General features: G+C 43.2%; 27 protein-coding genes and 1 riboswitch. Of the genes, 6 read left to right on the top strand and 21 right to left on the bottom strand.

Annotation, left to right across the window (positions count from 1 at the left end; all coding sequences use genetic code 11):
* Window positions 1-17 precede the first annotated feature (17 nt).
* The 3 genes from I8J31_RS08690 to I8J31_RS08680 form a co-directional block, all read right to left on the bottom strand.
* Window positions 18-1,766 (bottom strand): ATP-binding protein, encoded by a 1,749-nt coding sequence (locus I8J31_RS08690; RefSeq protein WP_199467895.1) that lies wholly within the window; start codon window positions 1,764-1,766, stop codon window positions 18-20.
* A gap of 405 nt (window positions 1,767-2,171) precedes the next feature.
* Window positions 2,172-2,684, bottom strand: a complete 513-nt coding sequence (locus I8J31_RS08685; RefSeq protein ID WP_199467893.1) for a putative pterin-binding protein — start codon at window positions 2,682-2,684, stop codon at window positions 2,172-2,174.
* Window positions 2,685-2,846: 162 nt separating this feature from the next.
* On the bottom strand, window positions 2,847-3,746 hold the full coding sequence (locus I8J31_RS08680) for an aldo/keto reductase (RefSeq protein WP_199467891.1): 900 nt from the start codon (window positions 3,744-3,746) through the stop codon (window positions 2,847-2,849).
* Window positions 3,747-3,998: 252 nt separating this feature from the next.
* Between I8J31_RS08680 and aroA the strand changes: the two genes are divergently transcribed.
* Window positions 3,999-5,276 (top strand): 3-phosphoshikimate 1-carboxyvinyltransferase, encoded by a 1,278-nt coding sequence (gene aroA / locus I8J31_RS08675; protein ID WP_199467890.1) that lies wholly within the window; start codon window positions 3,999-4,001, stop codon window positions 5,274-5,276.
* Window positions 5,277-5,409: 133 nt separating this feature from the next.
* Here aroA and I8J31_RS08670 read toward each other — a convergent pair whose 3' ends face one another.
* From I8J31_RS08670 to rsmI, 7 genes are all read right to left on the bottom strand, one after another.
* Entirely contained in the window at window positions 5,410-5,652 is a 243-nt protein-coding gene (locus I8J31_RS08670; protein ID WP_199467888.1) for a DUF2164 domain-containing protein, read from the bottom strand.
* Between the two features lie 87 nt (window positions 5,653-5,739).
* Window positions 5,740-6,912, bottom strand: coding sequence for a 2-iminoacetate synthase ThiH (gene thiH / locus I8J31_RS08665; protein ID WP_199467886.1), 1,173 nt, complete (start codon window positions 6,910-6,912; stop codon window positions 5,740-5,742).
* Window positions 6,909-7,685: a thiazole synthase gene (locus I8J31_RS08660; RefSeq protein WP_199467884.1), complete on the bottom strand. Its 777-nt coding sequence runs from the start codon at window positions 7,683-7,685 to the stop codon at window positions 6,909-6,911. Before I8J31_RS08660 ends, thiH begins: the two co-directional genes overlap by 4 nt.
* 1 nt (window position 7,686) lies before the next feature.
* Window positions 7,687-7,884, bottom strand: a complete 198-nt coding sequence (gene thiS, locus I8J31_RS08655; RefSeq protein WP_199467882.1) for a sulfur carrier protein ThiS — start codon at window positions 7,882-7,884, stop codon at window positions 7,687-7,689.
* The gene (gene thiE, locus I8J31_RS08650) at window positions 7,881-9,413 is read right to left on the bottom strand and encodes a thiamine phosphate synthase (protein WP_199467880.1); all 1,533 of its coding nucleotides are present in this window, start codon (window positions 9,411-9,413) and stop codon (window positions 7,881-7,883) included. The genes thiS and thiE overlap by 4 nt, the downstream gene beginning before the upstream one ends.
* A 15-nt stretch (window positions 9,414-9,428) precedes the next feature.
* Window positions 9,429-11,423, bottom strand: a complete 1,995-nt coding sequence (gene thiC, locus I8J31_RS08645) for a phosphomethylpyrimidine synthase ThiC (RefSeq protein ID WP_233402669.1) — start codon at window positions 11,421-11,423, stop codon at window positions 9,429-9,431.
* 193 nt (window positions 11,424-11,616) lie between these two features.
* A riboswitch (TPP riboswitch) is annotated at window positions 11,617-11,721 on the bottom strand.
* Window positions 11,722-11,795: 74 nt separating this feature from the next.
* Window positions 11,796-12,656, bottom strand: coding sequence for a 16S rRNA (cytidine(1402)-2'-O)-methyltransferase (gene rsmI, locus I8J31_RS08640; RefSeq protein ID WP_199467879.1), 861 nt, complete (start codon window positions 12,654-12,656; stop codon window positions 11,796-11,798).
* Between the two features lie 159 nt (window positions 12,657-12,815).
* Here rsmI and I8J31_RS08635 point away from each other — a divergent pair, with 159 nt between their 5' ends.
* Genes I8J31_RS08635 through I8J31_RS08625 form a run of 3 tightly spaced genes read left to right on the top strand, consistent with a single transcriptional unit; the run spans window position 12,816 to window position 15,479 of the window.
* The gene (locus I8J31_RS08635) at window positions 12,816-14,546 is read left to right on the top strand and encodes a penicillin-binding protein activator (protein WP_325101188.1); all 1,731 of its coding nucleotides are present in this window, start codon (window positions 12,816-12,818) and stop codon (window positions 14,544-14,546) included.
* Window positions 14,491-14,880: a YraN family protein gene (locus I8J31_RS08630; protein WP_199467877.1), complete on the top strand. Its 390-nt coding sequence runs from the start codon at window positions 14,491-14,493 to the stop codon at window positions 14,878-14,880. Before I8J31_RS08635 ends, I8J31_RS08630 begins: the two co-directional genes overlap by 56 nt.
* Before the next feature lie 5 nt (window positions 14,881-14,885).
* On the top strand, window positions 14,886-15,479 hold the full coding sequence (locus I8J31_RS08625) for an SIS domain-containing protein (protein ID WP_199467876.1): 594 nt from the start codon (window positions 14,886-14,888) through the stop codon (window positions 15,477-15,479).
* A 70-nt stretch (window positions 15,480-15,549) separates the two neighbouring features.
* Here I8J31_RS08625 and I8J31_RS08620 read toward each other — a convergent pair whose 3' ends face one another.
* From I8J31_RS08620 to zapE, 5 genes are all read right to left on the bottom strand, one after another.
* Window positions 15,550-15,927, bottom strand: a complete 378-nt coding sequence (locus I8J31_RS08620) for a ClpXP protease specificity-enhancing factor (protein WP_199467875.1) — start codon at window positions 15,925-15,927, stop codon at window positions 15,550-15,552.
* A gap of 288 nt (window positions 15,928-16,215) precedes the next feature.
* Window positions 16,216-16,848, bottom strand: a complete 633-nt coding sequence (locus I8J31_RS08615; RefSeq protein ID WP_199467874.1) for a glutathione S-transferase N-terminal domain-containing protein — start codon at window positions 16,846-16,848, stop codon at window positions 16,216-16,218.
* Window positions 16,849-17,226: 378 nt separating this feature from the next.
* Window positions 17,227-17,619 (bottom strand): 30S ribosomal protein S9, encoded by a 393-nt coding sequence (rpsI, locus tag I8J31_RS08610; RefSeq protein WP_199467873.1) that lies wholly within the window; start codon window positions 17,617-17,619, stop codon window positions 17,227-17,229.
* Between the two features lie 14 nt (window positions 17,620-17,633).
* Window positions 17,634-18,062: a 50S ribosomal protein L13 gene (rplM, locus tag I8J31_RS08605; RefSeq protein ID WP_199467872.1), complete on the bottom strand. Its 429-nt coding sequence runs from the start codon at window positions 18,060-18,062 to the stop codon at window positions 17,634-17,636.
* Between the two features lie 153 nt (window positions 18,063-18,215).
* Window positions 18,216-19,316 carry a cell division protein ZapE gene (zapE, locus tag I8J31_RS08600; protein ID WP_199467871.1) on the bottom strand — a complete coding sequence of 367 codons (1,101 nt, stop codon included), beginning with the start codon at window positions 19,314-19,316 and terminating at the stop codon, window positions 18,216-18,218.
* A gap of 128 nt (window positions 19,317-19,444) precedes the next feature.
* Here zapE and I8J31_RS08595 point away from each other — a divergent pair, with 128 nt between their 5' ends.
* Entirely contained in the window at window positions 19,445-19,897 is a 453-nt protein-coding gene (locus I8J31_RS08595) for a Z-ring associated ZapG family protein (RefSeq protein ID WP_199467870.1), read from the top strand.
* 83 nt (window positions 19,898-19,980) lie between these two features.
* Here the strand turns inward: I8J31_RS08595 and I8J31_RS08590 are convergent, their stop codons facing one another.
* Complete coding sequence (locus tag I8J31_RS08590; protein ID WP_199467869.1) at window positions 19,981-20,742, bottom strand: Nif3-like dinuclear metal center hexameric protein; 762 nt, start codon at window positions 20,740-20,742, stop codon at window positions 19,981-19,983.
* Between the two features lie 21 nt (window positions 20,743-20,763).
* Here I8J31_RS08590 and I8J31_RS08585 point away from each other — a divergent pair, with 21 nt between their 5' ends.
* The gene (locus tag I8J31_RS08585) at window positions 20,764-21,816 is read left to right on the top strand and encodes a S1C family serine protease (protein ID WP_199467868.1); all 1,053 of its coding nucleotides are present in this window, start codon (window positions 20,764-20,766) and stop codon (window positions 21,814-21,816) included.
* 23 nt (window positions 21,817-21,839) lie between these two features.
* On the opposite strand, the gene I8J31_RS08580 is transcribed toward I8J31_RS08585, so the two are convergent.
* Genes I8J31_RS08580 through I8J31_RS08560 form a run of 5 tightly spaced genes read right to left on the bottom strand, consistent with a single transcriptional unit; the run spans window position 21,840 to window position 25,867 of the window.
* Window positions 21,840-22,385 (bottom strand): SRPBCC family protein, encoded by a 546-nt coding sequence (locus I8J31_RS08580; protein WP_325101187.1) that lies wholly within the window; start codon window positions 22,383-22,385, stop codon window positions 21,840-21,842.
* Window positions 22,378-23,697: a histidinol dehydrogenase gene (gene hisD, locus I8J31_RS08575; protein WP_199467867.1), complete on the bottom strand. Its 1,320-nt coding sequence runs from the start codon at window positions 23,695-23,697 to the stop codon at window positions 22,378-22,380. The genes I8J31_RS08580 and hisD overlap by 8 nt, the downstream gene beginning before the upstream one ends.
* Window positions 23,698-24,342, bottom strand: coding sequence for an ATP phosphoribosyltransferase (gene hisG / locus I8J31_RS08570; protein ID WP_199467866.1), 645 nt, complete (start codon window positions 24,340-24,342; stop codon window positions 23,698-23,700).
* A gap of 1 nt (window position 24,343) precedes the next feature.
* Window positions 24,344-25,606: a UDP-N-acetylglucosamine 1-carboxyvinyltransferase gene (murA, locus tag I8J31_RS08565; RefSeq protein ID WP_199467865.1), complete on the bottom strand. Its 1,263-nt coding sequence runs from the start codon at window positions 25,604-25,606 to the stop codon at window positions 24,344-24,346.
* Window positions 25,607-25,630: 24 nt separating this feature from the next.
* On the bottom strand, window positions 25,631-25,867 hold the full coding sequence (locus I8J31_RS08560; protein WP_199467864.1) for a BolA family protein: 237 nt from the start codon (window positions 25,865-25,867) through the stop codon (window positions 25,631-25,633).
* Window positions 25,868-25,966: the final 99 nt, after the last annotated feature.

The raw sequence follows: 25,966 nt of genomic DNA, 5'->3' as shown, positions 1-25,966 counted from the left end.
TAGTATCACTTATCTGGCTATTTTTCAGGCATCCAAGACTCGAGTTTGGCTAACATTAAGGCAGGATCAATAGGCTTAGATAACACATCATCAATGCCTTGTTTAGAGATTGATTTATTAGTCATAGTAAAACTGTCTGCAGTTAAAGCAATAATCGGTGGTTTTTTATCTTGAAGCGCCTTTTGAATTTTATCACTGGCCTCATAGCCATCCATAATAGGCATACGAATATCCATTAAAATCAAATCATAATGATTATTGGTGGCATGCTCAAAGGCATGCTGACCATTTTCCACCCAATCAACAGAGAGGCTCATTTTTTCTAAAAGTGCCTTAGCAATATCTGCATTGATCTTATTATCTTCAGCCAATAAAACCTTTTTCCCTACCATGGACTGGCTTTCGCTCAACCGCGATAAGGTAGATTTTTTTTCGACCTTTTCCCCATCAACATTAATTTGTAAAAATTTTTCGCTAATTTGCTTAGGAGTAATCAAGCTTGTTACTAGACATTTACGAGAAACAGCAACATCCATTCCTATCACTAACACCTTAGTGTAAAAGAGCGGGGGCAGTCCCTTACTAGCATATTTTTCACTAGTATCTAGCCATTCATCACTCACAATAACTGGAGTCTTTTGAACATCACCTACGTCATCAAGAGTAATGGTTTTAATAGGTTCAATATGCAGAGAAGAAAGTATACTACGTATTAATGTGTCATTTTCAACAACAAAAAAATCACTTCCGCTTAAGTCAGTAGAGGCGCTTTCAGGCTGATAAGGAAGGCTAATAGAAAAACAAGTTCCCTTTCCTATTTCTGTATCGTAACTGACCTTTCCGCCCAGTAGCTCAACAAGCTTCTTACTGATGCTTAAACCTAAGCCTGTTCCACCATAAAGCCGAGTTGTACTGGTATCAGCCTGAGTAAAGGCGTCAAAAATATTTGCCCCCTTACTGATGCCAATACCTGAATCTTTTACCTCAAAAATAAGCGAATTTTCACCACCCTTGTACACATTTACCGAGATGAAGCCAGAAGAAGTAAATTTAATCGCGTTACTAATCAGATTAATTAAAATTTGCTGTAAGCGAATTTTATCCCCGATCAAAAAACCAGCAATAGAGAAGTCTCTGCTTACCGTAAACCTTAACCCTTTAGAACTAGCAACATCTTTATTGAGGTAATAAATATAATCTAAAACATCATCTAAACAATAAGGTGCTTTTTCTAAAGACATCTTACCAGACTCAATTTTAGTGAAATCCAAAATATCATTGATAATAAAAAGTAAACTTTCAGTCGACTTTTGAATTTTTTCTAACTGTATTTTTTGCTTGTCATCAATACCACTATCAATGACTAAATGAGTCAGCCCAATAATAGCATTCATAGGCGTTCGGATTTCATGGCTCATGGTTGCCAAAAAGTTAGACTTTACGGTTGAAGCTTGTTGTGCCGTTTTTACTGCTGCTTTTAATTCAATGGTTAATCTTTTGGCTTTCTTATAGGAGTCTCGGCTTATTTTCGCCTGCCTAAATAACATGACAATAATAAACGACATGGTTAGCGTTAAAAGCGCCAACGATGAACCCAAAGACAAAAATAGCTTTAGTGTTTCTGCCCTAGAGTCCACTCTTTCTTTAGAACGAAAAGCCAATACACCTAAAACAAATGATTCACTTTTTTCTAAAAAGCTATTCGCTTTGGCTAATACTCCTTCAACATCAGGGGCTTGTCCTTCAATAAAAAGCAAACGATCCATTTCATTTAAGCGTTCTTGTAAAAAATGAAGTGTGCTTGCTCCGTTAGGGAGCTTAACGAATTCATCTCTTAACTGCCCTTTTGCTAGAATATTGACCCGACTGTAAAGCATGTCAAAGCGGGATCTCGCGTCTTCTAAGAGATGTTCGTCACTTTCCATATCCTCAAACAGCTTCAAAGCATGTATTAGCTTTAAGGTTTCCCTGTCTAACTGATAAGCCGCCCATAAAGCATCTTCCTTAACAGCAGATAAGATAACCTGTTGTTTTTCAACCAGCTCACTAAACACCATCACCGCAGTGCCCAAAAAAGCCAACGCAGAAAATACTAATGTCAGAATGGGTAATGATCGCTTTGTACTTTTTGATATCACAGACGCCACTAAACCCAACCTCAGAGAAAATGATTATTCAACATTAATAGACTTTATCTGCCAAACCGATCGATTATGGATAACTTCATTGTTTAAACTAGGCATATCACTAAAAGGATAAAGAATGAAAAGAGGTCCTTTGTTTCTTACGCTCATCGGCTCACCATTCATATCCATGGCAAGGATAACAGGGTAGTCGTAAGCATCCTGCACAGGCATTAGCGCAGCATAATCATTCAAAGCCTTCACAGATAAGGTTTTCGATTTGCTACCAACGACTTCCATCACAGACCGAAGTAAAGGTCCTTGATATTCATCGACACCTTCTGACCAAGGTGTTGTGGTTTTTTTACTCAATACACCTAAGGCCAAAAGCATGTCACGGTCAAATTCTGCAGTACCATTATTGGTATTGGTATGAGTAATATTACCCGTCACGGTCAAAATGACTCTACCGCTAGGTTTAGATAAATCTTTCGCCTGCGCCCCAGAAAAAGCAAAGACTGCGAACAGAACCGTAATATAGAAAAAAAAATTTTGTTTCATTTTAGAACCCTCAATCTGCAACTAACATGATTTCAGTATAAGTAATAACCACGCCATTTCCGCCAACAAATTACGAAACACTACGATTTTCTCACGCTCCACAACAAAACAATCAATCTAGCAGTCAAAATCGCACGTCAGCTTCCAACGTTAAAGCAAGGGTTATGGTACAGAATGTCCTTGAGAGGCAACCCAAACACGGAACCAATCATCATCACTCAGCACCAAATCATGAGATTCAACCACCAACCGCAGCCTGTCTATTTTCCCAGATCCCATAACAGGACAAATTCCTGACGGGTGTCTCAGAAGCCACGCAACAACCACCTGCTCGATAGAGATTTGCATAGACTCTGCAATCGCCATTAACACTTGCCTTACCCTTAACGTCTTTTCATCCTTGCCCGAAAACAAAGCACCGCCTGACAGCGGCGACCAAGCCATGGGCGTCACAACATGACGTTGGGCATGATCAAGGCTACCATCGTCAAAATGCTGCAAGGCTAAAGGTGATAACTCAAGTTGATTCACGACTAGGGGAGCATCAAGACGAGACTGTAATAAATCAAATTGCGCAGCACTAAAATTTGAAACCCCGAAATGCTTGACCTTACCAAGGGTAAACAATAAGTCTAACGCCTGAGCAATTTCATCGGCATCCATCAAAGGACTAGGACGATGCAGCAATAAGGTATCAATGTATTCGCACTCTAGCTTAGCAAGGGATTGATCAACACTCTCTAAAATATGTTTAGCGCGATAGTCATAGCGATGCACTGCAATATCGGGGCGATTATCAGAAGGCAGTAAAATCCCACACTTGGTCACTATCTCCATTTTATCTCGCAGCGCTGGCTTTAATTTTAAAGCCTCACCAAACAAGACTTCACATTGGTAATCACCATAAATATCCGCATGGTCTAACGTCGTCACCCCAAAATCCAAACAGGCTTCAATGAATCCCAAACGCTCCGAAGCAGACATATTCCATTCATGGGTACGCCAAAAGCCCTGCGCAATACGAGACCCTTCAAAACCCAGGGGATGATATTGATGTCGCATGACGATACTCCTTTATAATTTTTTTTAATGTCACTTATTTTAAGTCATCATCACAACAACACAAGCTTGTCTCTAGTAACTGACATAGCCAGCCTGCAAATGTATACTATGCAGCATTCAAGACCGACCTCATCATACAGAGTGACGCGACCACATTACAGATGGACATTTTATTGAGCACCACTTAACACTTTTTATTTAATCGCAGCGAAAACTCACCTCCAATAAACACACACTGTGACGGACTTAATAATGAATTCAATAACACTAGGCCCTCTTTCAAAAGCTCAAGGGGAAATCCAAATTCCCGGCTCTAAAAGCCTTTCAAATCGCATTTTACTCTTGGCAACCTTGGCCAAAGGCACGACCAAAATCACCAACCTGCTAGACAGCGATGACATTAAGCACATGCTGAATAGCCTAAAGTTACTTGGCGTCAACTACTCACTAGAAGACCAAGGTACCACCTGTATTCTAGAAGGTCTTGGTGGCCCAATTAATGCGGAAGTAGGCGACTTATTCCTAGGTAATGCTGGTACCGCCATGCGCCCTCTTACTGCGGCGCTTTGCCTAGGTAAAGGCCAATTCCACCTCCATGGTGAACCTCGTATGCACGAGCGCCCTATCGGTGATCTAGTGGAAGCCTTACAGGATCTTGGTGTCGACATAAGCTATGAAGGTGAAGCCGGTTACCCACCACTTCATATCAAGACAAATGGTCTATCGGGTGGTGAGGTTTCTATTAAAGGCAATATTTCCAGTCAATTTCTAACCGCTATTTTAATGAGTGCCCCACTGGCTCAAGATGATCTAACCATCAAGGTTGATGGCGAATTGGTTTCTAAGCCTTATATCGACATTACCCTACACGTGATGAAACAATTCGGCGTAGAAATAGAAAATCAAAACTACCAAGCCTTTGTCGTAAAAGGTCAGCAAAGCTATATCAGCCCGGGTGAAATCATGGTGGAAGGAGATGCCTCTTCTGCTTCTTATTTCCTTGCAGCAGCCGCTATTGCTGGCGGTAAAATCAAGGTTCATGGGGTGGGTTCTGACAGTGTACAAGGGGATGTGAAATTTGCTGATGTGTTAGCGAAAATGGGGGCAAAAATCACCTACGGCCCAACTTGGATTGAATCTGAACGTTATGAGCTAAACGGTGTAAATTTGGACATGAACCACATTCCAGATGCCGCCATGACCATTGCCACCACGGCCCTATTCGCCAAAGGTCCAACCACCATACGCAACATCTACAACTGGCGAGTAAAAGAAACCGACCGTTTATATGCCATGGCGACGGAATTGAAAAAACTTGGTGCGGAAGTAATTGAAGGGGACGACTTCATCACAGTAACTCCCGTTGAAACACTGCAACATGTGGCCATCGATACCTACAACGACCACCGCATCGCCATGTGTTTCTCACTGGTCGCTTTTGCGGATACACCAGTCACCATAAACGACCCAGGGTGTACCTCAAAAACCTTCCCAACCTACTTTGAGTTATTCAACACAATAGCTAGCTAAAACCACTGACTTGTCACTTCCTCCCCATATGAAGAAGATGCAAAACGGTGTTTCTATGAGGTAGGCGGTAGTTTCGAAAAACACCGCCTGCACTACCTTTTAATCCGCTTTCAACGCTATTCAGTTCAAGTTATTACTCGGCCATTTCCAATTCATAGATAGCATCATTGATGGTTTCGATTCGTCCCATCATGGCTTCTTGGGCATCCGATAAGCCCTTGTTATAAAACTTTGCTCCAAATTGCTCTGCGATAAAGTCTAGAAAGAACTCTGCTTCAAAGGTGCCAATCGGCATATCAAACTCTTGATCCAAGTAATTTTTCAATTTACTTGTCATGCGGCTTTTGTCTTCATCACTGAAGTTGAGTTTTGCCATTATTGCCTCTTATCTACCATGGAATTAAAAGCCAAATACTAAAGCATTTACAATAAATCGAACAGCAGCGGATCTGTAACCATAAGTTTAATCACAATGGGAAAGTGCTGGGTCCCAATCCTTCCAGATCACCTCTCGACCTTGGGTTTGGATCATGGCAGCAATGTCATTCACAGAGCGTTCGTCGCTGATTTCAAATTGCTCAAGGGCCGTTTGCGCATCTTCGGCGTAGCCACCCGGTTGGGTTTTGGATTCAGCACTCATAGTGGTAAACCCCATACGCACCGCATGGTCACGAAATTCGGGGGATTCACGGGTTGACAGGCTCATTTCCAAGTCTGCATCAAATAAGCGCCATGCAGCGATCAGCTGAACCAGCTGTCGATCCGAAATCACGGATTTTGGCACTATCCCGCCCTCACAAGGGCGAATTCGTGGAAAAGCGACACTAAACCGACTTCGCCAATAGCGTTTCTGTAAATGTCGTAGATGATGCGCCATTATGATGGAGTCTGTACGCCAATCCTCCAACCCAAGTAATGCCCCCAAACCAATTTTATGGATACCTGCCTGACCAATACGATCCGGTGCATCAAGACGATAATTAAAGTCCGATTTATTGCCACGTAAATGGTGTTCAAGGTAGGTTTTACGCCGGTAGGTTTCTTGATAAACCAACACACCATCCAAGCCAATAGTTTTCAGCTTTTTATATTGCTCCGCATCCAGTGGCTGAACCTCCATCGAAAGCTGGCTAAAATGCGGTTTTATATGCGGAATCATGCGTTCAAAGTACGGCATGGAAACCTTGTTCGTTTCCCCTGTTACCAAAAGCAGGTGATCAAACCCCTTCGCCTTGATCGCCGTAACTTCGCTTTTAACCTGAGTTTCATTGAGGGTTAAGCGCTTAATGGCATTACTCATGGAAAAGCCACAGTAGGTGCATTCATTGGCACAGGTGTTAGACAAATACAAAGGGGCAAACAGACTAATAGTATTGCCAAAACGCTGCTTAGTAAGTTGTTCGCTTTTTGTCACCATGGCGAATAAAAAAGGTTCCGCGGCTGGCGAGATTAAAGCTGTAAAATCATCAATATTTAAGCGTCGCTTAGCAAGGGCGAGCCGGACATCCTGTTCGGTTTTTGCTTGATGGGAAGCTGATATTCCTTGCCAAGATAAAGCTTCCAATTCTGCACTAAAATGCCCCTCGGTCACGGGACTTTGAGTCAACAAGCGAACTGGCGAGACAGTATTATTCACGAGAGTGCCCCTAGAAAATCCGTAAAGGGGCTCGATGCTTCAGCCTGTTGACGTTTCTCACCTAGACCAGACTCATAGGCCATGCGACCCGCTTCCACGGCTAAACGAAAAGCACGCCCCATTTGCTCTGGCTGGGCAGATACCGCCATAGCAGTATTCACCAATACCGCATCAGCACCGATTTCCAACGCCAAGGCCGCATCCGAAGGTGCTCCAATTCCGGCATCGACTATCACAGGCACATTACTTTGCTCGATAATAATTTGCAAAAAGGGGCGGCTCGCCAAGCCCATATTAGAGCCAATCGGCGACCCCAGTGGCATCACACACTGACAGCCCACTTCTTCCAAGCGCTTGCATAACACAGGGTCGGCATGAACATAGGGCATAACCACAAAACCTTTTTTGACTAACTCTTCTGCCGCCAATAAGGTTTCAATGGCATCCGGCATCAAATAACGCGGATCAGGATGAATTTCTAATTTTACCCAATTTGTGTCTAACGCTTCTCTGGCCAATTCTGCGGCAAAGACCGCCTCTTTTGCGGTTCTAGCTCCCGAGGTATTTGGCAACAACTGAATACCCAATTGTTTAAGTGGAAGCAAAATATTGTCGCTTTGATTTTTCAAATCCATGCGTCGCAAAGATAAAGTAACTAATTCACTACCACTGGCTTGAATAGAGGCCAGCATAGCATCGGCACTGGCGTATTTTCCCGTGCCAGTGAATAAGCGAGACTGGAATTCATGCCCTGCTATCATCAAAGATTCCATGCTACCCTCCTGCTATCGATTCAAAAATAAACACCTGAGCATCAGTTTCTAAAAGAGTTTCAGCCCAGATACTTTTTGGCACTATACTTTGATTAATCGCAATCGCCACACCTTCTATGGGTTTGCCTAACACCGCAAGAAGATCTAACAGGGTGCCTCCTGCAAAATGAAAAGCTTCGTCATTCAAAATAATATTCAATGAAAAGCCTCCCTTTCATTGCGCGCTAACTTTTCTTCGGCAAACAATGTGAGCAAAGATTGCGTTGCTGCCTCAGGATCAATCGCTTTAGTAATGGCTGTCACCAAAGCCACGCTATCAACGCCCGTTTGCACAACAGGCTGAACGCGTTCGGCATCAATGCCGCCAATAGCCACGGTTGGATAATGCCCCTCCAATAAACGAGCATATTGCGCAAGGCGTTTTAGTCCTTGCGGCTGGGATGGCATGTCTTTAGTTTGCGTAGGGAAAATATGACCGAGAGCGATATAGCTAGGTTGTATAGACTGCGCCCGAGCAATTTCATAATAACCATGGGTACTAATACCCAACGCTAATCCCGCCTTTCGAATTTCAGACAGGTTAGCTGTGCTTAAATCTTCCTGCCCAAGGTGCACGCCATAGGCATCATATTGAATAGCTAGGCGCCAATAATCATTAATAAACACCCGAGCATGATATTGGTTACCCAGATCAATTGCCTGCTGAATATCCGCAGCAAGACCTTTAGCACTCGCATCCTTGATTCTCAGCTGAGCTGTCTTGACACCATTCTCAAGCACCAACTTTAACCATGCCACTGAATCCACAACTGGGTATAAGCCTATTTCTTCAGCGGGAATGGCTGGAAAAGCCCTGATATAAGATTGCTCTTTCGTTTCTGGCAAGAGAATTTCTGGTAGGTTTTCGATCTGCAATGGCCAACCAGGACGACCCAATGGCCCCGCCCCGGTGCCAATTTTCACACCCGACTTTAACGCCCCAGTGATGTAGGCTTTCGCCATAGTTACAGCGTCTAATAAATCATAACCATGGGAAATAAAACTCGCCAAAGCGGTCGATAAGGTGCAACCCGTCCCCCGTGTATTGTGAACATTTAACCTAGGCGTTGAAAAACCGATTGTGGCTGTTTTATCTATCAACCAATCCGTTGCCTGTTCACTGCTACCATGACCACCTTTTAACAACCAGTGGCAGGTCGATAAGCTAAATTGAGTATTAAGCGAATCTTGCAACTCGGTTAGGCCTTGCTCACCCGATATACCAGTTAGCAACTCAAACTCCATCAAGTTCGGCGTAATCACATCCACATAAGGTAAAATATGATCCAACAAACTCATCCCAGCAGAAGTTTGCTGCAATCGATTTCCCGACTCACTGCTGGCAGCCATAACAGGGTCAAACACCACCAACAAATTAGGGTAGTCTGCTTTCATGCGTTTTAACCAAGTCGAGCAGGCTAGCACCAACTCTGCTGACGGCAAAAGGCTCACTTTGATCGCATCCGGCGGAATATCGTCCAATAGGGTTTGCCATTGCTCGTTGAACATTAGCAAAGAAACTGGCTCGACCAATCGCACCTGTTTAGAGTTTTGCGCTGTGACACAGGTGACAATAGTTTGTACATGACAAGCCAAGTCTTGTCCGCTACGTAAATCCGCTTGCAGGCCAGCGTGGGCGGACGAATCCGAGCCACCCACGCACCAAACAACAGGAGGTTTTAAAGACATAAATCCTCCCTTAGATTAGGACTGTTTTTCTGCGGCTAATTTATCGGTCGTTAAATAGACATCACTGCCCAACTCACGAAACTGCTCAGACATTTTTTGCATGCCACTTTCAGCATCAAGAGCACTCACATTAATATGTTGAACACCCTCTTCACTCTCTTTGCTCAATAAGCCCTTCGCATAATCCCGTACTTCTTGGGTAATCTTCATAGAACAGAATTTTGGCCCGCACATGGAACAAAAATGCGCCACTTTACCAGACGCTTGCGGCAGCGTTTCATCGTGATAAGTACGAGCGGTGATAGGATCAAGGGATAAGTTAAACTGATCTTCCCAACGGAATTCAAACCTTGCTTTAGACAAAGCATTATCACGAATTTGAGCCCCCGGATGACCTTTTGCCAAATCGGCTGCATGAGCTGCGATTTTATAAGTGATCAAGCCTTGCTTAACGTCTTCTTTATTCGGTAAGCCAAGGTGTTCTTTTGGTGTCACGTAACACAGCATGGCACAGCCATACCAACCAATTTGCGCTGCGCCTATGCCAGAAGTAATGTGATCGTAACCCGGCGCTATGTCTTGGGTCAGCGGCCCTAAGGTATAAAAAGGCGCTTCGTGACAATGCTCAAGCTGTTCAGTCATATTTTCTTTAATGAGCTGCATCGGAACATGACCTGGACCTTCGATCATCACCTGAACATCGTATTCCCACGCCACCTTGGTTAATTCACCTAGGGTACGCAGCTCGGACATTTGCGCTTCGTCATTGGCGTCCATGATAGACCCCGGACGTAGACCATCACCTAAAGAAAGTGCCACATCATAAGCCGCACAGATTTCACAAATTTCACGAAAACGCTCATACAAAAAACTCTCTTTATGGTGGGCTAAACACCATTTCGCCATGATAGAGCCACCGCGAGAAACAATGCCTGTCAGTCGTTTCGCCGTCATGGGCACATAACGCAGCAGGACCCCAGCATGAATCGTGAAGTAATCCACCCCCTGCTCTGCTTGCTCGATTAGGGTGTCGCGGAAGACTTCCCAATTAAGGTTTTCAGCAACGCTGTCGACTTTTTCTAAGGCTTGATAAATAGGCACAGTGCCAATCGGCACAGGAGAATTACGTAAAATCCATTCACGAGTTTCATGTATGTTTTTGCCAGTCGACAAATCCATTACCGTATCACCACCCCAACGGGTCGACCAAACCAGTTTTTCTACCTCTTCTTCAATAGACGAAGTCACCGCAGAGTTGCCAATATTGGCATTCACCTTCACTAAAAAGTTACGGCCAATGATCATTGGTTCAGATTCTGGATGGTTGATGTTATTCGGAATAATAGCGCGGCCTCTTGCCACCTCATCACGAACAAATTCGGGGGTAATGCGGGTTTGTAAATTGGCTCCAAAGCTTTGACCTGGATGCTGTTTCAACAAGAGCTCGCTTTTAATGGCATCCATATTTTGGTTTTCACGTAGGGCTATGTATTCCATCTCCGGCGTGACAATACCTTGCCGAGCGTAATGCATTTGCGTCACACATTTACCTTGGCGCGCTTTACGTACCTTAGGCAATTGCTTGAAACGCAATTCATCCAATGCAGGGTTATCTAATCGGGCTTGCGAAAATTCAGAGGAGACACTCAACAAGGTTTCCGTATCTGCACGCTTTTCAATCCAAGATGCACGCATTGGCGCTAAGCCTTTATAGACATCTATTTCTACTTCTGGATCGGCATAGGGACCCGAGCAATCATAAATATAAATGGCTTCATTGGGCTCAAAAGAAAGCTTATTAGGGTCAGAGCCAATGGGTGTATCCGTTAGATTAACTTTCCGCATAGGAACGCGAATAGAATCATCAGAACCGGTTAAATAAATGCGTTCAGAGGCAGGAAACGGTGTGGCTTGAAGTGATTCAATAAAAGACTTAGCTTCTAAGCGCGATTGTTCACGTGTTTTTTTATTGGGCTTCTTCGGTGTATTTTCGGTGTTCAAAGTCGACATGAGCATTTCCCTTTAATTAAAAATTGAGAATTGCTTGTCTGGGTGCTGTTTTACTAATCAACGCCTTCAAAGACGTTTTTAAAGCAAAACATGAACCCTGAATTTTTACTGAGGCATGATTGGCGAGATAAATCTGACAACATCAAATCAAACGTCAAAAAAAGACAGGAGTTCATTCGATGCAGAAAAGAAAATTTGAGACTTTCTTGTTTCCTACGCGGGTATTAACCCGATCAGGTTCTGCGGATCCCGCACTTAATTATGCGATCTCAGCCAAATGGCACTCCGACAAGTAGGGCTGAGTATACTCAGTCTGGCGATCTTGTAAACACCGAGGTAAAATTACTGTGCTCGCTCATACTGCGTCAGAATTTATGCGCCTTGCATTTCCAACGCCATTTTATACAGGTAATTTTTCTTTTGACCCGTCAGTTTAGCCGCCATAGCTGCCGCTTGCTTCACGGGGAGATCTTCCAACAATATAGTCAGAATACGCTTCGCTTCTAGCACCACTTCGTCACCACTTTCTTCGGTGAAACTGAGCATGACAACAAATTCACCACGTAGCTGATTAGCATCCTCGTCAAACATGGCAAGAATTTCAGTCGCCGTACCTGATAAAAAGGTCTCAAAGGTTTTTGTCACTTCCCGCGCTAAAACCAATTGCGCATCGTCGCCATAAACTTTTTGAACATCAACAACGGAATCGTAAACACGATGGGTAGACTCATAAAACACCACAGTACCTGACTGTTTTTTCCACGATTCAAATAAATCACAGCGCGCTTTAGATTTGGCCGGAACAAAGCCAGCAAAAAAGAATTGATCGGTTGGCAAACCAGACGCACACAAAGCAGACACTAGAGCGCAAGCCCCCGGAATTGGCACGACCTTATGCCCTTTGTCTCGCAATGCATGTACCACATGATAACCAGGATCAGAAATCAATGGCGTACCCGCATCGGAGACCAAGGCAACGCTTTTGCCCTCTTCCAATAAGCTGGCAACATAGTCAGCCTTATCTTTTTCATTATGATCGTGAATAGAAAACAATTTTGCTTCGATAGCAAAATGGTTTAATAATCGACGAGTATGACGGGTATCTTCCGCAGCAATATAGTCAACATCGCGTAAGGTTTGTTCTGCTCTTTTACTAAAATCATCTAGATTGCCAATAGGTGTCGCTACTATGTACAGGGACCCTCTCACATCGTCAGAACTATGTGCTACCATGTTGCCTCTTTTATCTGTTATTTATATAAGCTTATGTGCCTGATTAATTACCGCATCATACCATTAACGCTCTGTACATTTCTGCTAAGCGCCTGTGGTCCTGTAAATTTAAATACACAACCGCAACCAACTCAGGTTCAGCTAATAGAAAAACCTTCTGTGGAAGAGCAGGAGGCACCAGAAAGTATCTATCACCCGTTTTCGCCTTCTCATCGCTCGCAGACATTACAAGATAGCCTAAGCTCTGCCCAAGCGCTCTACGATCAAGGTGAGTACCAACAAGCAAGAGAAGTGTTAGGTACGAGTGTGTTAAGAATCTCTTCTAATATCCAGTTTGACGCTTATTTACTGGCCGCCTTAATTTCATCCAAACTCGATGATTCTTTTCAAACTTCGCGCCTCCTCGCCCAAGCTAATTTATTACCGGCAGCTCTACACCCAGATAATCAAAACACATTACAGGAAACAAAAGCCCAAACCCTAGAGCATTATGGCAACTGGCTAAGCGTGGTAAATGTTCGCTTAGCGTTAGCCAATACACTGCCATTAGGCGAAGAGTCCGATAACCATGCCAAGCTTTGGCAAGCGGTTCAAAACCTCACTCAAAATGAAATTGATGCCCTTAGTGAAAATCAAACTCAACCTTTAATGGGCTGGCTCACTATCAGTAATATTTTAAGAAACCAATCCCTATCGATCGAGCAACAATTAAACGCTTATAGGCAATGGCAAGTCACCAACCCAAGACACACTGCGGCTTTATTACCACCGCAAGACTTCCAGATAATGGCCTCTGTAAAAAACATGGCACCAAACAATATCGTCATCATGCTTCCTATGAAAGGCAACCTTGAACGCGCCTCTCAAGCCATCATCGACGGCTTCCTTTCTGCTTACTACAATCAACAGCACGCCAGACCTCAAATATCTGTCATCAACACAGACGACTATGCAAGTATTGAAGAAGCTCTGAATGCCGCCAACCTAAAGGAGCCTGATGTTATTATTGGGCCGTTACAGAAAAGCAATGTGGCACGCTTAAGCCGTTTAGAGCTTCCCTACCCTGTTATTGCCTTAAATCAGCTTGATATAAACCAACAAGCAAACAACCTTTATCATTTCTCATTGAGTGCAGAAGACGACATTCATGAGTTGATTTCCTTTGCCAAACAAGAAGGCGCAACCAAGGCTGCGATTTTAACCACCAAAGATACTTGGGCCTTAAAGCAAAGTGATGAATTCCGCGCCGCCGCAGAGCAAGAAAATATCACCATCACCTCAAATCAAACCTACTCGAATACACCTAAAAGTCGGCAGAATGCGATACAAAAGCTGTTGCTCGTCGATGAAAGCCACAATCGTAAACGCCTAATAGAAAACTGGACTGGCAGCAAAGTAGAAAGCATCGCCCGATCCCGCAAAGATCTCGACTATGTTTACTATGTTGGCAAGCTTAATGATGCCAAGCAAATCCGCCCACTGCTTGATTTTTATTTTGCAGATAAGATCCCTATGCTGGCTAGCAGCACCCTCAATGACACCTCTCCTGATAAATCGATAAAATCGGAAGACATAGAGCGTATTTTGTTCACTGAGATGCCAGCACTCACACAAAGAAGCAATGTCTTAACCAGCTTAAATACAAGCTCAAATATATTAAAACGCCTACAAGCATTAGGAGCGGACTCCTACCTGTTGGCAAATCGCTACCAACTATTTACCTTGCTTCCAAGTACAAAAATTTCAGCCAATACGGGCATCATTACTATAGATAATAGTGGTATATTCCATAAAAGACCTGAGATCATGACTTACCGAAAAGGACGTTTGGTAAATGCAACCAGTAATCAATTTTTTCAGCAAAAAGAAACAGAAAATAGCGAAAAATAATGGCGAAAAAGCAGAACAGGCAGCAGAGGCCTTTTTACTTGAGCAAGGACTGAAATTCGTCACTAGAAATTTTTTCTGTCGTGCAGGAGAAATAGACTTAATTTTTTTAGATAAAGACACTTATGTCTTTGTCGAAGTGCGTTTTCGAGCCAACAGCTCCCATGGCAATGCAGCAGAAAGCCTTGGGCAGTCAAAACTGAACAAGGTAAGAAAAAGCGCGTCATTATGGTTGCAAAAAAACAATAAGCTTGACTATGCAAGCCGCTTTGATGCGATATTATTCGACCAAAAAATAGACTTTCAACATTTAACTTGGCTTAAAGCAGTATTTTAATCACTATGGATTTTCAAGAAGCAATTTACACACAATTTGCCCAGAGTTTCGAAGCTCAACAGCAAGCTCTGGAAAGCTTACCCCCTTACATAGAGCACGCCGCTCGTGTCATCTTCTCAAGCATAGCCTCAGGTGGAAAAGTCATTTGCGTAGGTAACAGCACTGGCTCCCATCTCGCTCAATATTTTAGCACCCTAATGATAGATAGAATGGACAGAGAGCGCCCAGGCCTACCTGCGATCAATCTAAGCAGTGATGGTGCAGCCCTATTAGCCATTACCCATAATGACAGTTATCACGACGTATTTTCCAAACAAATTACTGCCATAGGTAACGCGGGTGATGTGCTGTTTGTGATAGCTAATCGAGGCAACACTTCCCCCATAATTCAAGCCATTCAGGCCGCCCATGAACGCAAAATGAACATTGTTGCACTCACCAGTCCAGAAGCAAAAAATGTCTCTTCACTGACCTCAAGAGACGATACCGAAATTAAGGTTAATTTATTGGGTACAGCCCGCGTTCATGAATGTCAGCTGACGGTCATTCATACATTAATAGACCTACTCGAACGTCAACTATTTGGCTATGAAGACTAAATCTTCAGCCACTAGATAATAAAAAAGAGCTTCGATTGAAGCTCTTTTTTATTTGTTAGCCTAAAATAATTTACTTCACAACTTTAAGCGTGAAGCCTTTTTTCGGCTCTGGCGGTGTCGGCTTTGGCTCATCGAAAAACTCTTCATCAGGAAAAACAAAACCGTCACCATTCTCTTTAGCGTATAAAGCCAAAGCGGCACGCATTGGCACATAAACCTGCATAGGCTTACCACCAAATCGCGCTTCAAAAGACACGGCTTCTTTATCCATAATTAAATGACGCACCGCAGACATACCTACATTAAGAACAATTTGCCCATCTTTTACAAATTCGGTTGGCACCACTACATCCTTCTGCTCAGCATCGACCAAAAGATAAGGCGTCATGTCATTATCAGAGACCCACGAATAAGCAGCATTTAGTAAATATGATCTTTTAGGTAACATTTTTTCTCCTATTAATTCTGCCTCATATTCGGCAGTATCAAGCTGCAATAAATATCGACTAGCCTATTTAAATTAACAAAGTTAAGCACTCTTTTTTTACACCAAGACACCAACAACATCAGCACTCATATTAACATAGAGAAAACCTCAGTCATCCTTCTCCAGCAATTTTTATGGCAGGATAGATATAGACTCTAAGCAACGGAACAAACCAAACTAGAGGCATTTATAAGCAAAAAAAGGAGCCTCTTGGCTCCTTTAAAGATCTTCACATTCAGCACACCTAGATTAATCTAAGCGCATTTCCTGTTCTGCTTCAGATAAACTTTCTTGGAAAGATTCACGAGCAAAAACAAGATCCATATAGGCATGTAAGGATTTAGCTTGCTCTTTAGGGATCTCAACACCAAGAATAGGCAAACGCCACAAGATGGGAGCCAAACAGCAATCAACGATAGTAAATTCATCGCTCATGAAATAAGGCTTTTCTTCAAATATCGGCGAAACGCTAATAAGCCCTTCACGCAACTCTTTTTGCGCTTGCTCTACTGCCGATTTGTCTTTGCTAGTAAGAATCAAATCAACCAATTTCGCCCAGTCACGCTGTATACGATACATGTATAAACGGCTTTCAGCACGAGCAACAGGGTAAACAGGTAAAAGTGGTGGATGAGGAAAGCGCTCATCAAGATATTCCATCATCACATTCGGCTCATAAAGAACCAAATCGCGATCTACTAAGGCTGGCAATTCATTATATGGATTAACATCAGCCAATTCATCTGGCTTGTTAAACGAGTCCACATCTATGATGTCCACTGTAACGGCTTTTTCTGCCAATACAATACGAACTCTATGACTATAATGATCTTCTCCATCAGAGAAGAACGTCATTGAGGAGCGCTTTGCAATAACACCCATGTCTAACCCCTATTTTGAAAACATCCAAGTCCCCTATCAAGAGGAGACAAACTATAAAATGACAACGAAGTAATAAACAACTCACTTCGGTGACGAAATCTTTCGTTCTTTCATTAAGCCGACATAAAAAAGAAAGCGACTCAATAAAAATATCGAACTGACATCAAAGTATGCTAATGATTCATGCAAATGACAGCAGCTTTAAGAGCTGGGTATTCTAGCATCATTTGACTCTGTTTTTTGTCTGAATCATCACTTTGCTACACGAATAGAACAATTTTCTCTTATTTTAAGGAAAAAAGCAGAGTAAAAGAGCAGAATAAAAAAAACGCTTGGCGAAAAACACCAAGCGCTTTAATAGCATTCCGAAAGCGAAAATTAACGCTTAGAGAACTGAGGACGACGACGTGCTTTGCGTAGACCAACTTTCTTACGTTCCACTTCGCGCGAGTCACGAGTAACGAAACCAGCAGAACGAAGGGTACGACGAAGTGTTTCGTCATATTGCATCAATGCGCGTGTAATACCATGACGAATAGCACCGGCTTGACCAGAGATACCACCACCTTTAACAGTGATGTAAACATCAAATTTTTCAGTTGCATCAACAAGTTCAAGAGGCTGACGAACAACCATTTGAGCCGTTTCACGACCGAAGTATTGAGCAAGCGTACGGTTATTGATAACTAGGTTACCAGTACCGGCCTTAAGGAACACACGAGCGGTAGACGTTTTACGACGACCTGTACCGTAGTATTGAGTAGCTGACATAATGATCTTCCGTATTAAATGTTAAGTTCTTGAGGCTGTTGAGCGGCATGTGGATGCTCAGTACCAGCGTATACTTTCATTTTCTTGTGCATTGCACGGCCCAAAGGACCTTTTGGCAACATACCTTTAACGGCGATTTCAAGAACACGCTCAGGAGCATGATCAATCAGCTTCTCGAAATTCATTGAACGCAAGCCGCCTGGATAACCAGTATGGCGGTAGTATTGTTTAGCAGCTGCTTTGTTACCAGTAACGTGAATTTTCTCAGCATTAACAACAACGATGTAATCACCAGTGTCAACGTGTGGAGTGTATTCCGCTTTATGCTTGCCACGTAAACGGCGAGCAATTTCAGTAGCCAAACGGCCTAATGTTTTGCCTTCTGCGTCAACCACGAACCAGTCGCGGCGCACTTCAGCAGGTTTTGCTGTAAAAGTTTTCATCAAAAAACCCTATCAATACACATGCTTTAAAACATGCAATACCTATTATTATTGGTTAATAACAAATGAATTTGCCATTAACGTACACTTACCTTTAAAAAGGCGAGCGAAGTATACATCAAAAAGACACCACAATAAAGCCATAAAATGCCTTTAAGGACGGTGCTCCAAGGACAAATATTCTTCGGATTGCATTTCTAAAAGTCGGCTCACTGTACGGTCATACTCAAAGGACAAACGCGTACCAGTATAAATATCAGGAATGGCCACTTCAGCAGAAAAAATCACTTTAACATGACGGTCATAAAACTCATCAACTAGATTAATAAAGCGCCTTGCTAAATCGTCCCTAGAAGAATCCATTTGCGGCAAATTAGATATAATCACCGTCGAATACAAACGTGCAATCTCAATATAATCCACTTGGCTTCTTGGTCCGTCACACAAGGCTTCAATATCAAACCAAGCCAAATCTTCACAGCTACGAAGCAAAGGAATTTCACGCCCTTCTATTTCTGCCGAACCGCCCTCTACAATATGAATAGCATCAGGAACCAGACTCATAAAACGCTCATTTAACGCAAGATCAGCTTCCTCAGAAAGTGGATAATGGTATAACTTGGCCTGCTTTAATGTTCTAAGGCGATAATCAATTCCCCCATCGATATTCATCACTTTAGTGTGTTTGTTTACTAAAGCAATAGCAGGCAAAAAACGCGCTCTCTGCAAACCATTTTTGTATAAACCATCGGGCTCAATATTAGAGGTCGCAACTAGAGTGGTACCATTTTTAAACAATACCTCTAACAACCCAGCCAAAATCATAGCATCGGTAATATCTGTGACGAAGAACTCATCAAAGCATAGTACCTGAGCCTTAGATGAAATCTCTTTACCGACGATTTCAAGAGGGTTTTTCACATCCTTCAGTTTGCGCATTTCCTGATGGACCATCTGCATAAAACGGTGAAAATGCAGGCGCATTTTTTTATCTGTTGGCAGACAGTCATAAAAGGTATCCATCAGATAGGTTTTACCTCGTCCAACCCCTCCCCAAAAATACAGTCCCATTTCCACACTTGGAGCTTTATTTTTACGAAAACGCCCCAGCAGTCCACCAGAAGCTGGCTTACTCTGATTAGCAACTAGACGATCAAATAAGTCTTGAAGTGCCTCTACAGCCTCTTCTTGGGCAGGATCATAACTAAAGTCTTCTCTCTCTAAGTCTTGCTTATAACGCGTAATAGGTGTCATCGTTGCTCTTTACGTTGTATAAATGAATGACAGGCATTCTAACAAATTGCTACTTAAACAACACCCATAGCCTATGATCACATGACCACTTTCGGCTATAATGGGCTATCGATTTTTGGGAGCACATTATGAACTTAGAAGAATTCAACATCATCGTATTTGTTACTGGCATTATTTTAGGTGGCGCCATTAGCCTTGCCTTTAAAAGCCTTACATCAAAAAACACCAACAAGCAGCCAATATCGAATTCTGGTACGGTTTCCATAAAATCGCTCCAACAAGAGTTGGACAAAAAACAAGTCATCATTGATAACTTTTTTGCTGATAGCAATGAACAACTCACAATGGTAGAAAAACGACTTGCTGAACTTAGAACGAACTTAGAAAGTGGCGCCGGACAAATTAGCAACATCAACATAACTAAAAGAACAGCAAGCATAGAAACGCCAGATACAGACAGCATTGTCTTCGAACCACCAAGAGACTACGCATTAAAAACCGACAAGGAGCAAGGCACACTGAGTGAAAAGTTTGGCCTCGACGACAAAGCAGACGATCTAGAACCAGTGCGAACCGTCTAAACTGCTCATCCACACCATATAAATATACAAAAAAAGGGGAGCCCAAAGCGCCCCTTTTTTATGTCGTTAAATACCAGCAACACTTAAGCTGGATTATCAACATCAATAAAAACAGCGTCCAACCCATGCTCTTCTGTTAAAAACTGAGCCACAGATCGAGCACCGAATCGCTCGGTTGCATGATGCCCAGCTGCGACAAAATGAATTCCCATTTCTCTCGCAATATGAATCGTCTGTTCTGACACTTCACCAGTTATAAACACATCAGCACCAACCAAGATAGCTTGCTCGATATAACCTTGAGCGCCACCGCTACATAACGCGACCCGACGAATACTAGACCCGCCTGAAGGTTCAAGCAAAACATCACGACCGACAACCCTTTCTATTAGCCCCTTAAAGTCCTCTGGAGAAATAGTTTCCCTCAATTCACCAACGATACCAATAGATTCAGCAATAGCTAATTCCGGCTGCAAAGACGCTCTATTATCAAGACCTATGGCATCCGCCAATCCCGCGTTATTTCCCAATTCAGGATGCGCATCCAGCGGTAGATGATAACCATATAGATTAATATCATGCTTAATCAAAGCAGAAATTCGGCGATATTTCATGCCTACTATTTGTGGAGACTCCCCCTTCCAGAAATAGCCATGATGCACAAAAATGGCGTCTGCCTTGTACTCAATTGCGGCATCAATGAGCGCCTGACACGCCGTCACACCAGTTACTACTCGGTTAATTTCGTTTTTCCCTTCCACCTGCAAGCCATTGGGCGCATAATCTTTAAAACGATTTGGACTCAAGGTTCGATCAAGTATTAATTCAAATTCTCTGCGCAGCAAAAAACGACTCCTTACATTCTTATGAATCAAAAAACACACTGGACACCACTCATTATCGCCATTCTAGTTGGCACTTGTATAGGCCTTGCAACATTGCTAATACAAGAGAAGCAGAGAACTGCCAATACAGGCTATGCTGCTCCAGTCAAAAAAGCCGCTCCTGCCGTGGTTAGCATCTATACTCAAGTAATACGCAACGACAGCCTAACCAACTCCAATAAAGTCATTCGTAGCATCAATCTAGGCTCCGGCGTTATCGCCTCATCAGATGGCTTCATCCTCACCAATCATCATGTTATTCAAAATGCCTCTAGCATTGTCGTGGGATTAAATGATGACAGACGCATCAAAGCAAAACTGATTGGTTCAGACCCATCAACAGATTTAGCCGTTCTTAAAATCAATCTGACTAATCTGCCCAGCATTAAATTAGGCAATAATGATTCAGTGGCCGTCGGAGACCGAATACTTGCAATTGGCAACCCATTTGGCATTGGCCAAACCGTCACGGCTGGCATAATTAGTGCGAAAGGTAGAAACAGCATAGGCCTCAATAGTTACGAAAATTTTCTACAAACTGATGCTGCAATCAACCCGGGTAACTCTGGAGGAGCATTGGTTAATTTGAAAGGTGAATTAATTGGCATTAGCTCTGCCATTTATTCCAGTACAGGTGGATCGCAGGGCATTGGCTTTGCGACTCCCGCTGATGATGCCCTACAAGTAATGACAGATATTATTCAATACGGGGAGGTGGTTAGAAGCTATCTTGGTATGGAAGCACAAAAAATCACCCCCTCTCTCGCAGAAAACTTATCACTACCGTCCGACCATGGTTTATTAGTTAGCGAAATAAGCGAGCAAAGCCCGGCAGAAAAAGCAGGAATTGAGGTGGGAGATATCATTATCAAAATCAACAACAATGTCAGTGAAGACCCATTTCAAATAAGAAACATGATAGCATCACTAAAACCGGGGACAACCGTATCTCTGCTGGGTATTCGAGGCCGACAATCCTATCAAGTCGATGTAGCACTTGAAAAGCAACCCACTATGAAATTGATCTCCCACTAAAAGAAACCTCACAACCAAAAGCATCAGTGTCTGGTTTCTAAAAGTTCTTTTAATCTTTGCAGGCTAATTTCGAAGTTTTTTCCAGCAAGCTGATTCGCAAATACGGCAATATAAGGCCCTAACAGACCAGCCTCTAGCTTGCCTTCTATCACCCATTGCACGCTGGTTTTCCCAGCACTTGGCCGCAAGAAAATCTGATTATGTACCAGATTAACATTTGGCTTGGGGCGAACATCAAAGCGAACCGAATCACCAGATAGATCAACAATGGTCAACTCGCCCTGCCCTACTTTCTCACTATAGGAGATAGCAACACGGCTACCCGCTTTTAGACTACCGTCAAAAACATCCACTTGACCATTTTTAACAAACATCCATTTTGACAGGCTATCACCCTGTAACATGACAGTGGACACCTCATCAACAGGCGCGTTAATTGTCACTTCACGCTCTACTCGATAATCTATCGGTAAAAAAAAGCCAATGACAATTAAAGCGATGATAATCAGAGCAAAAATGCGAGTCACTTTTCTCAAATGATAAAGAGCAGCAGGATGAGAATTACTCACCAGTATCACCCTTGATGATTCGATATTCTGCAGACATAGCATGAGCTTCTAATGACTCACCCCGAGCAAGCGGAGAGGCAATTTTTGCTAATTCACTGGCCCCTTCAGGCGAGCAGTAAATCAGAGAGCTGCGTTTTTGAAAATCATAAACCCCCAATGGCGAAGAAAATCTCGCTGTGCCCGAAGTCGGTAATACATGATTAGGACCCGCACAATAATCTCCGAGCGCTTCTGGAGTATGACGCCCCATAAAAATAGCCCCGGCGTGACGAATTTTCTCAGCCCATTTCTCCGGCTCATCAATAGATAATTCAAGGTGTTCTGCAGCAACTACATTGGCAATATCCATGGCTTCATCCATGTCTTTTACATGAATAAAGGCTCCACGCTCTTCCAGAGACACCTTGATGATGTCTTTACGACTTTGATCATCAATTAAACGCTCCATGGCCGCTTTTACTTTACCAATAAAAGCCAAATCTGGTGAAATCAAGATAGATTGAGCATCTTGGTCATGTTCAGCTTGAGAAAACAAATCCATTGCAATCCAATCAGGATCGGTTTTGCCATCACATACCACAAGGATCTCGGAAGGACCGGCAATCATATCAATACCAACCGCACCAAACACCATACGTTTAGCCGTCGCCACATAAATATTGCCAGGTCCAACCACCTTATCCACCTTAGGAATGGTTTCTGTTCCATAAGCTAAAGCGGCGACTGCTTGTGCGCCACCAATGGTAAAGACACGATCAACACCAGCAATGTACGCCGCAGCCAATACGATATCGTTAACTAGACCATCGGGAGTCGGTACGACCATGATGATTTCACCCACACCGGCGACTTTAGCCGGCATGACATTCATCAATACAGAAGAAGGGTAAGCGGCCTTACCTCCGGGAACATAAACCCCCACACGATCTAATGGCGTGACTTTTTGCCCAAGTACCGTGCCATCCTCTTCTTGGTACTGCCAAGACGGTTGTTTTTGATGCTCATGGTAATCATGCACACGTTTTGCAGCCGCTTCCAAACTAGTAACCAATTCGTCACTAACTCTCAATTTTGCCGCGGCCATTTCCGCTCGTGATATTTCCAACTCGGCAGCAGAAGAAATTTGTCGACGATCAAAACGGTTGGTAAATTCAACAACCGCTTCATCCCCTTTAAGACGCACCTGATGAACAATGTTCGCAACGGCTTCTTGAACACCCGCATCTGACACCGAGTCCCATGCCAGCAAAGCCTCTAGCTCCGAACGAAAACCATCAGCACTAGAAGAAAACTCTCGAATATTAAGGTTCAATTACTTACCCTCATTGCTTTCAACCGCACGACGTAACATTTCAATAATGGGTTCAATTTCCCCATATTTGGTCTTATAAGCCGCTTTATTGACCACCAAACGAGTACTAATTGGTGCAATCAATTCACGGGCTTCTAAGCCATTGGCTTTTAAGGTGTTGCCCGTATCAACAATATCCACAATCAAGTCAGCCAAGCCCATAATAGGGGCCAACTCCATCGCGCCATACAGCTTAATCACATCAGCTTGAATGCCTTGCTCGGCAAAATACGCCTTAGCGGTTTTAGAAAACTTAGAGGCGACCTTCAAACGACGGTTTGGAAGAGCCTGACCAACCACACCCGCTGTCATCAAACGACATTTGGATATTTTTAGGTCAAGTAGTTCATACAGATTTTTGGTCGCCGCTTCCATCAACACATCTTTACCAGCCACACCAAAGTCAGCCACACCATGCTCTACATAAGTAGGCACATCAGTCGCTCTTAAGATCACCAATTTGATATGATCATGATTAGTATCAAAAATTAGCTTACGGCTTTTGTGAATGTCTTCTGCCGGAATGATGTTGGCTTTTTCTAACAACGGCAAGGTTTCACTAAGAATGCGCCCTTTCGATAGCGCAATCGTCAATGTATTACTCATATTAATTTAAAACCCTTGAAATCTTGGCGCCTAAAGAACCAAATTTTTCTTCGATACATTCGTAACCACGATCAATATGATAAATACGATCGATTTTAGTATCCCCATTGGCCACCAAAGCAGAAAGCACTAAACTGGCTGAAGCACGAAGATCTGTTGCCATTACAGGTGCGCCTTTTAAACTATTGCAGCCACGCACAATAGCAGTATTACCTGTCACTTCAATGTCAGCCCCCATACGCAACATTTCATCTACGTGCATAAAGCGGTTCTCAAAAATATTTTCAATGACTCGACCCACGCCTTCCGCAACAGAGTTAAGTGCTACGAATTGCGCCTGCATGTCAGTAGGAAAAGCAGGATAGGGTGCGGTACTAATGTTTACCGCTTTAGGACGCCGACCTTCCATGTCCACTTCAATCCAATCTTCTCCACAGGTCACTTTGGCACCTGTCTCTTCAAGTTTAGAAAGTACGGCTTCAAGAGATTTTACATCGGTATCAGTCACTTTTACTTTACCGCCAGTAATAGCAGCGGCAACTAGAAAGGTACCTGTTTCGATACGATCAGGCATAACTGGGTAAGTTGCGCCGTGTAAAGCTTCCACCCCATCAATAACAATTGTATCTGTGCCATGACCAGTAATCTTAGCACCCATCGCAATCAGGCATTCTGCCAGATCAACGACTTCTGGTTCACGGGCCGCATTTTCTAGAATCGTTTGACCATCCGCTAACGTCGCTGCCATCAATAGGTTCTCAGTGCCTGTCACCGTCACCTTATCAAAGAAAATTCGCGCCCCTTTAAGGCGACCATCAACACTAGCAATGATATCGCCGCCTTCAACAACGATATTCGCTCCCATGGCCTCTAGGCCGCGCAAATGAAGGTCAACAGGACGACTACCGATAGCACAACCACCAGGCAAAGAAACAATCGCTTTGCCAAAGTGACTCACCAATGGTCCAAGTACTAAAATCGAAGCCCGCATGGTTTTAACCAGCTCATAAGGTGCCTCAGAATTATTCAAAGTTGAAACATCAAGCTGAACGCTCATTTTCTCATCGACCACCACACCACATCCCATAGAACCTAACAGTTCAAGCATGGTAGTGATGTCATGCAAATGAGGTAAATTTTTGATTGTAATTAGTTCTTTAGTTAGCAGGGTTGCAGCCAAAATAGGTAATGCTGCATTTTTCGCACCTGACGCACGAACCACGCCATTTAACCTAACACCACCAGTAATCAGTAGCTTATCCATAATATTTTTCTCTTATAATTGCTTTTATAGGGCGCTATATTGTTCTGGTGTGTAGGTTTTCATCGTTACAGCATGAATCGCACCGCTCGCAATTGCTTCCTGTAGATGGCTATACACAAGCTGCTGCCTTTTCACAGTGGAAAGCCCTTCAAATACAGTAGAAATAACGACTACTTGAAAATTACAACCTTCACCTTGTGCCACCACCTCACAGCTGTTGATGGCGGATTCTAAAAGTGCTTTAACTTCACCTGCGTTCACAATCGCTCCAATATATAAAATATGTTCAGTTGGTCATATTCTACCTCACTAAAGCGAACTACTTAACACCCCTAGGCATAACTCTCAGTAAAAAAGCAT

It is taken from the genome of Marinomonas transparens (assembly GCF_016463975.1).
GTDB classification, from domain to species: Bacteria; Pseudomonadota; Gammaproteobacteria; order Pseudomonadales; family Marinomonadaceae; genus Marinomonas; species Marinomonas transparens.
The sequence above is the reverse complement of the archived record's forward strand: the minus strand, read 5'-3'. Positions and strand labels throughout refer to the sequence as shown.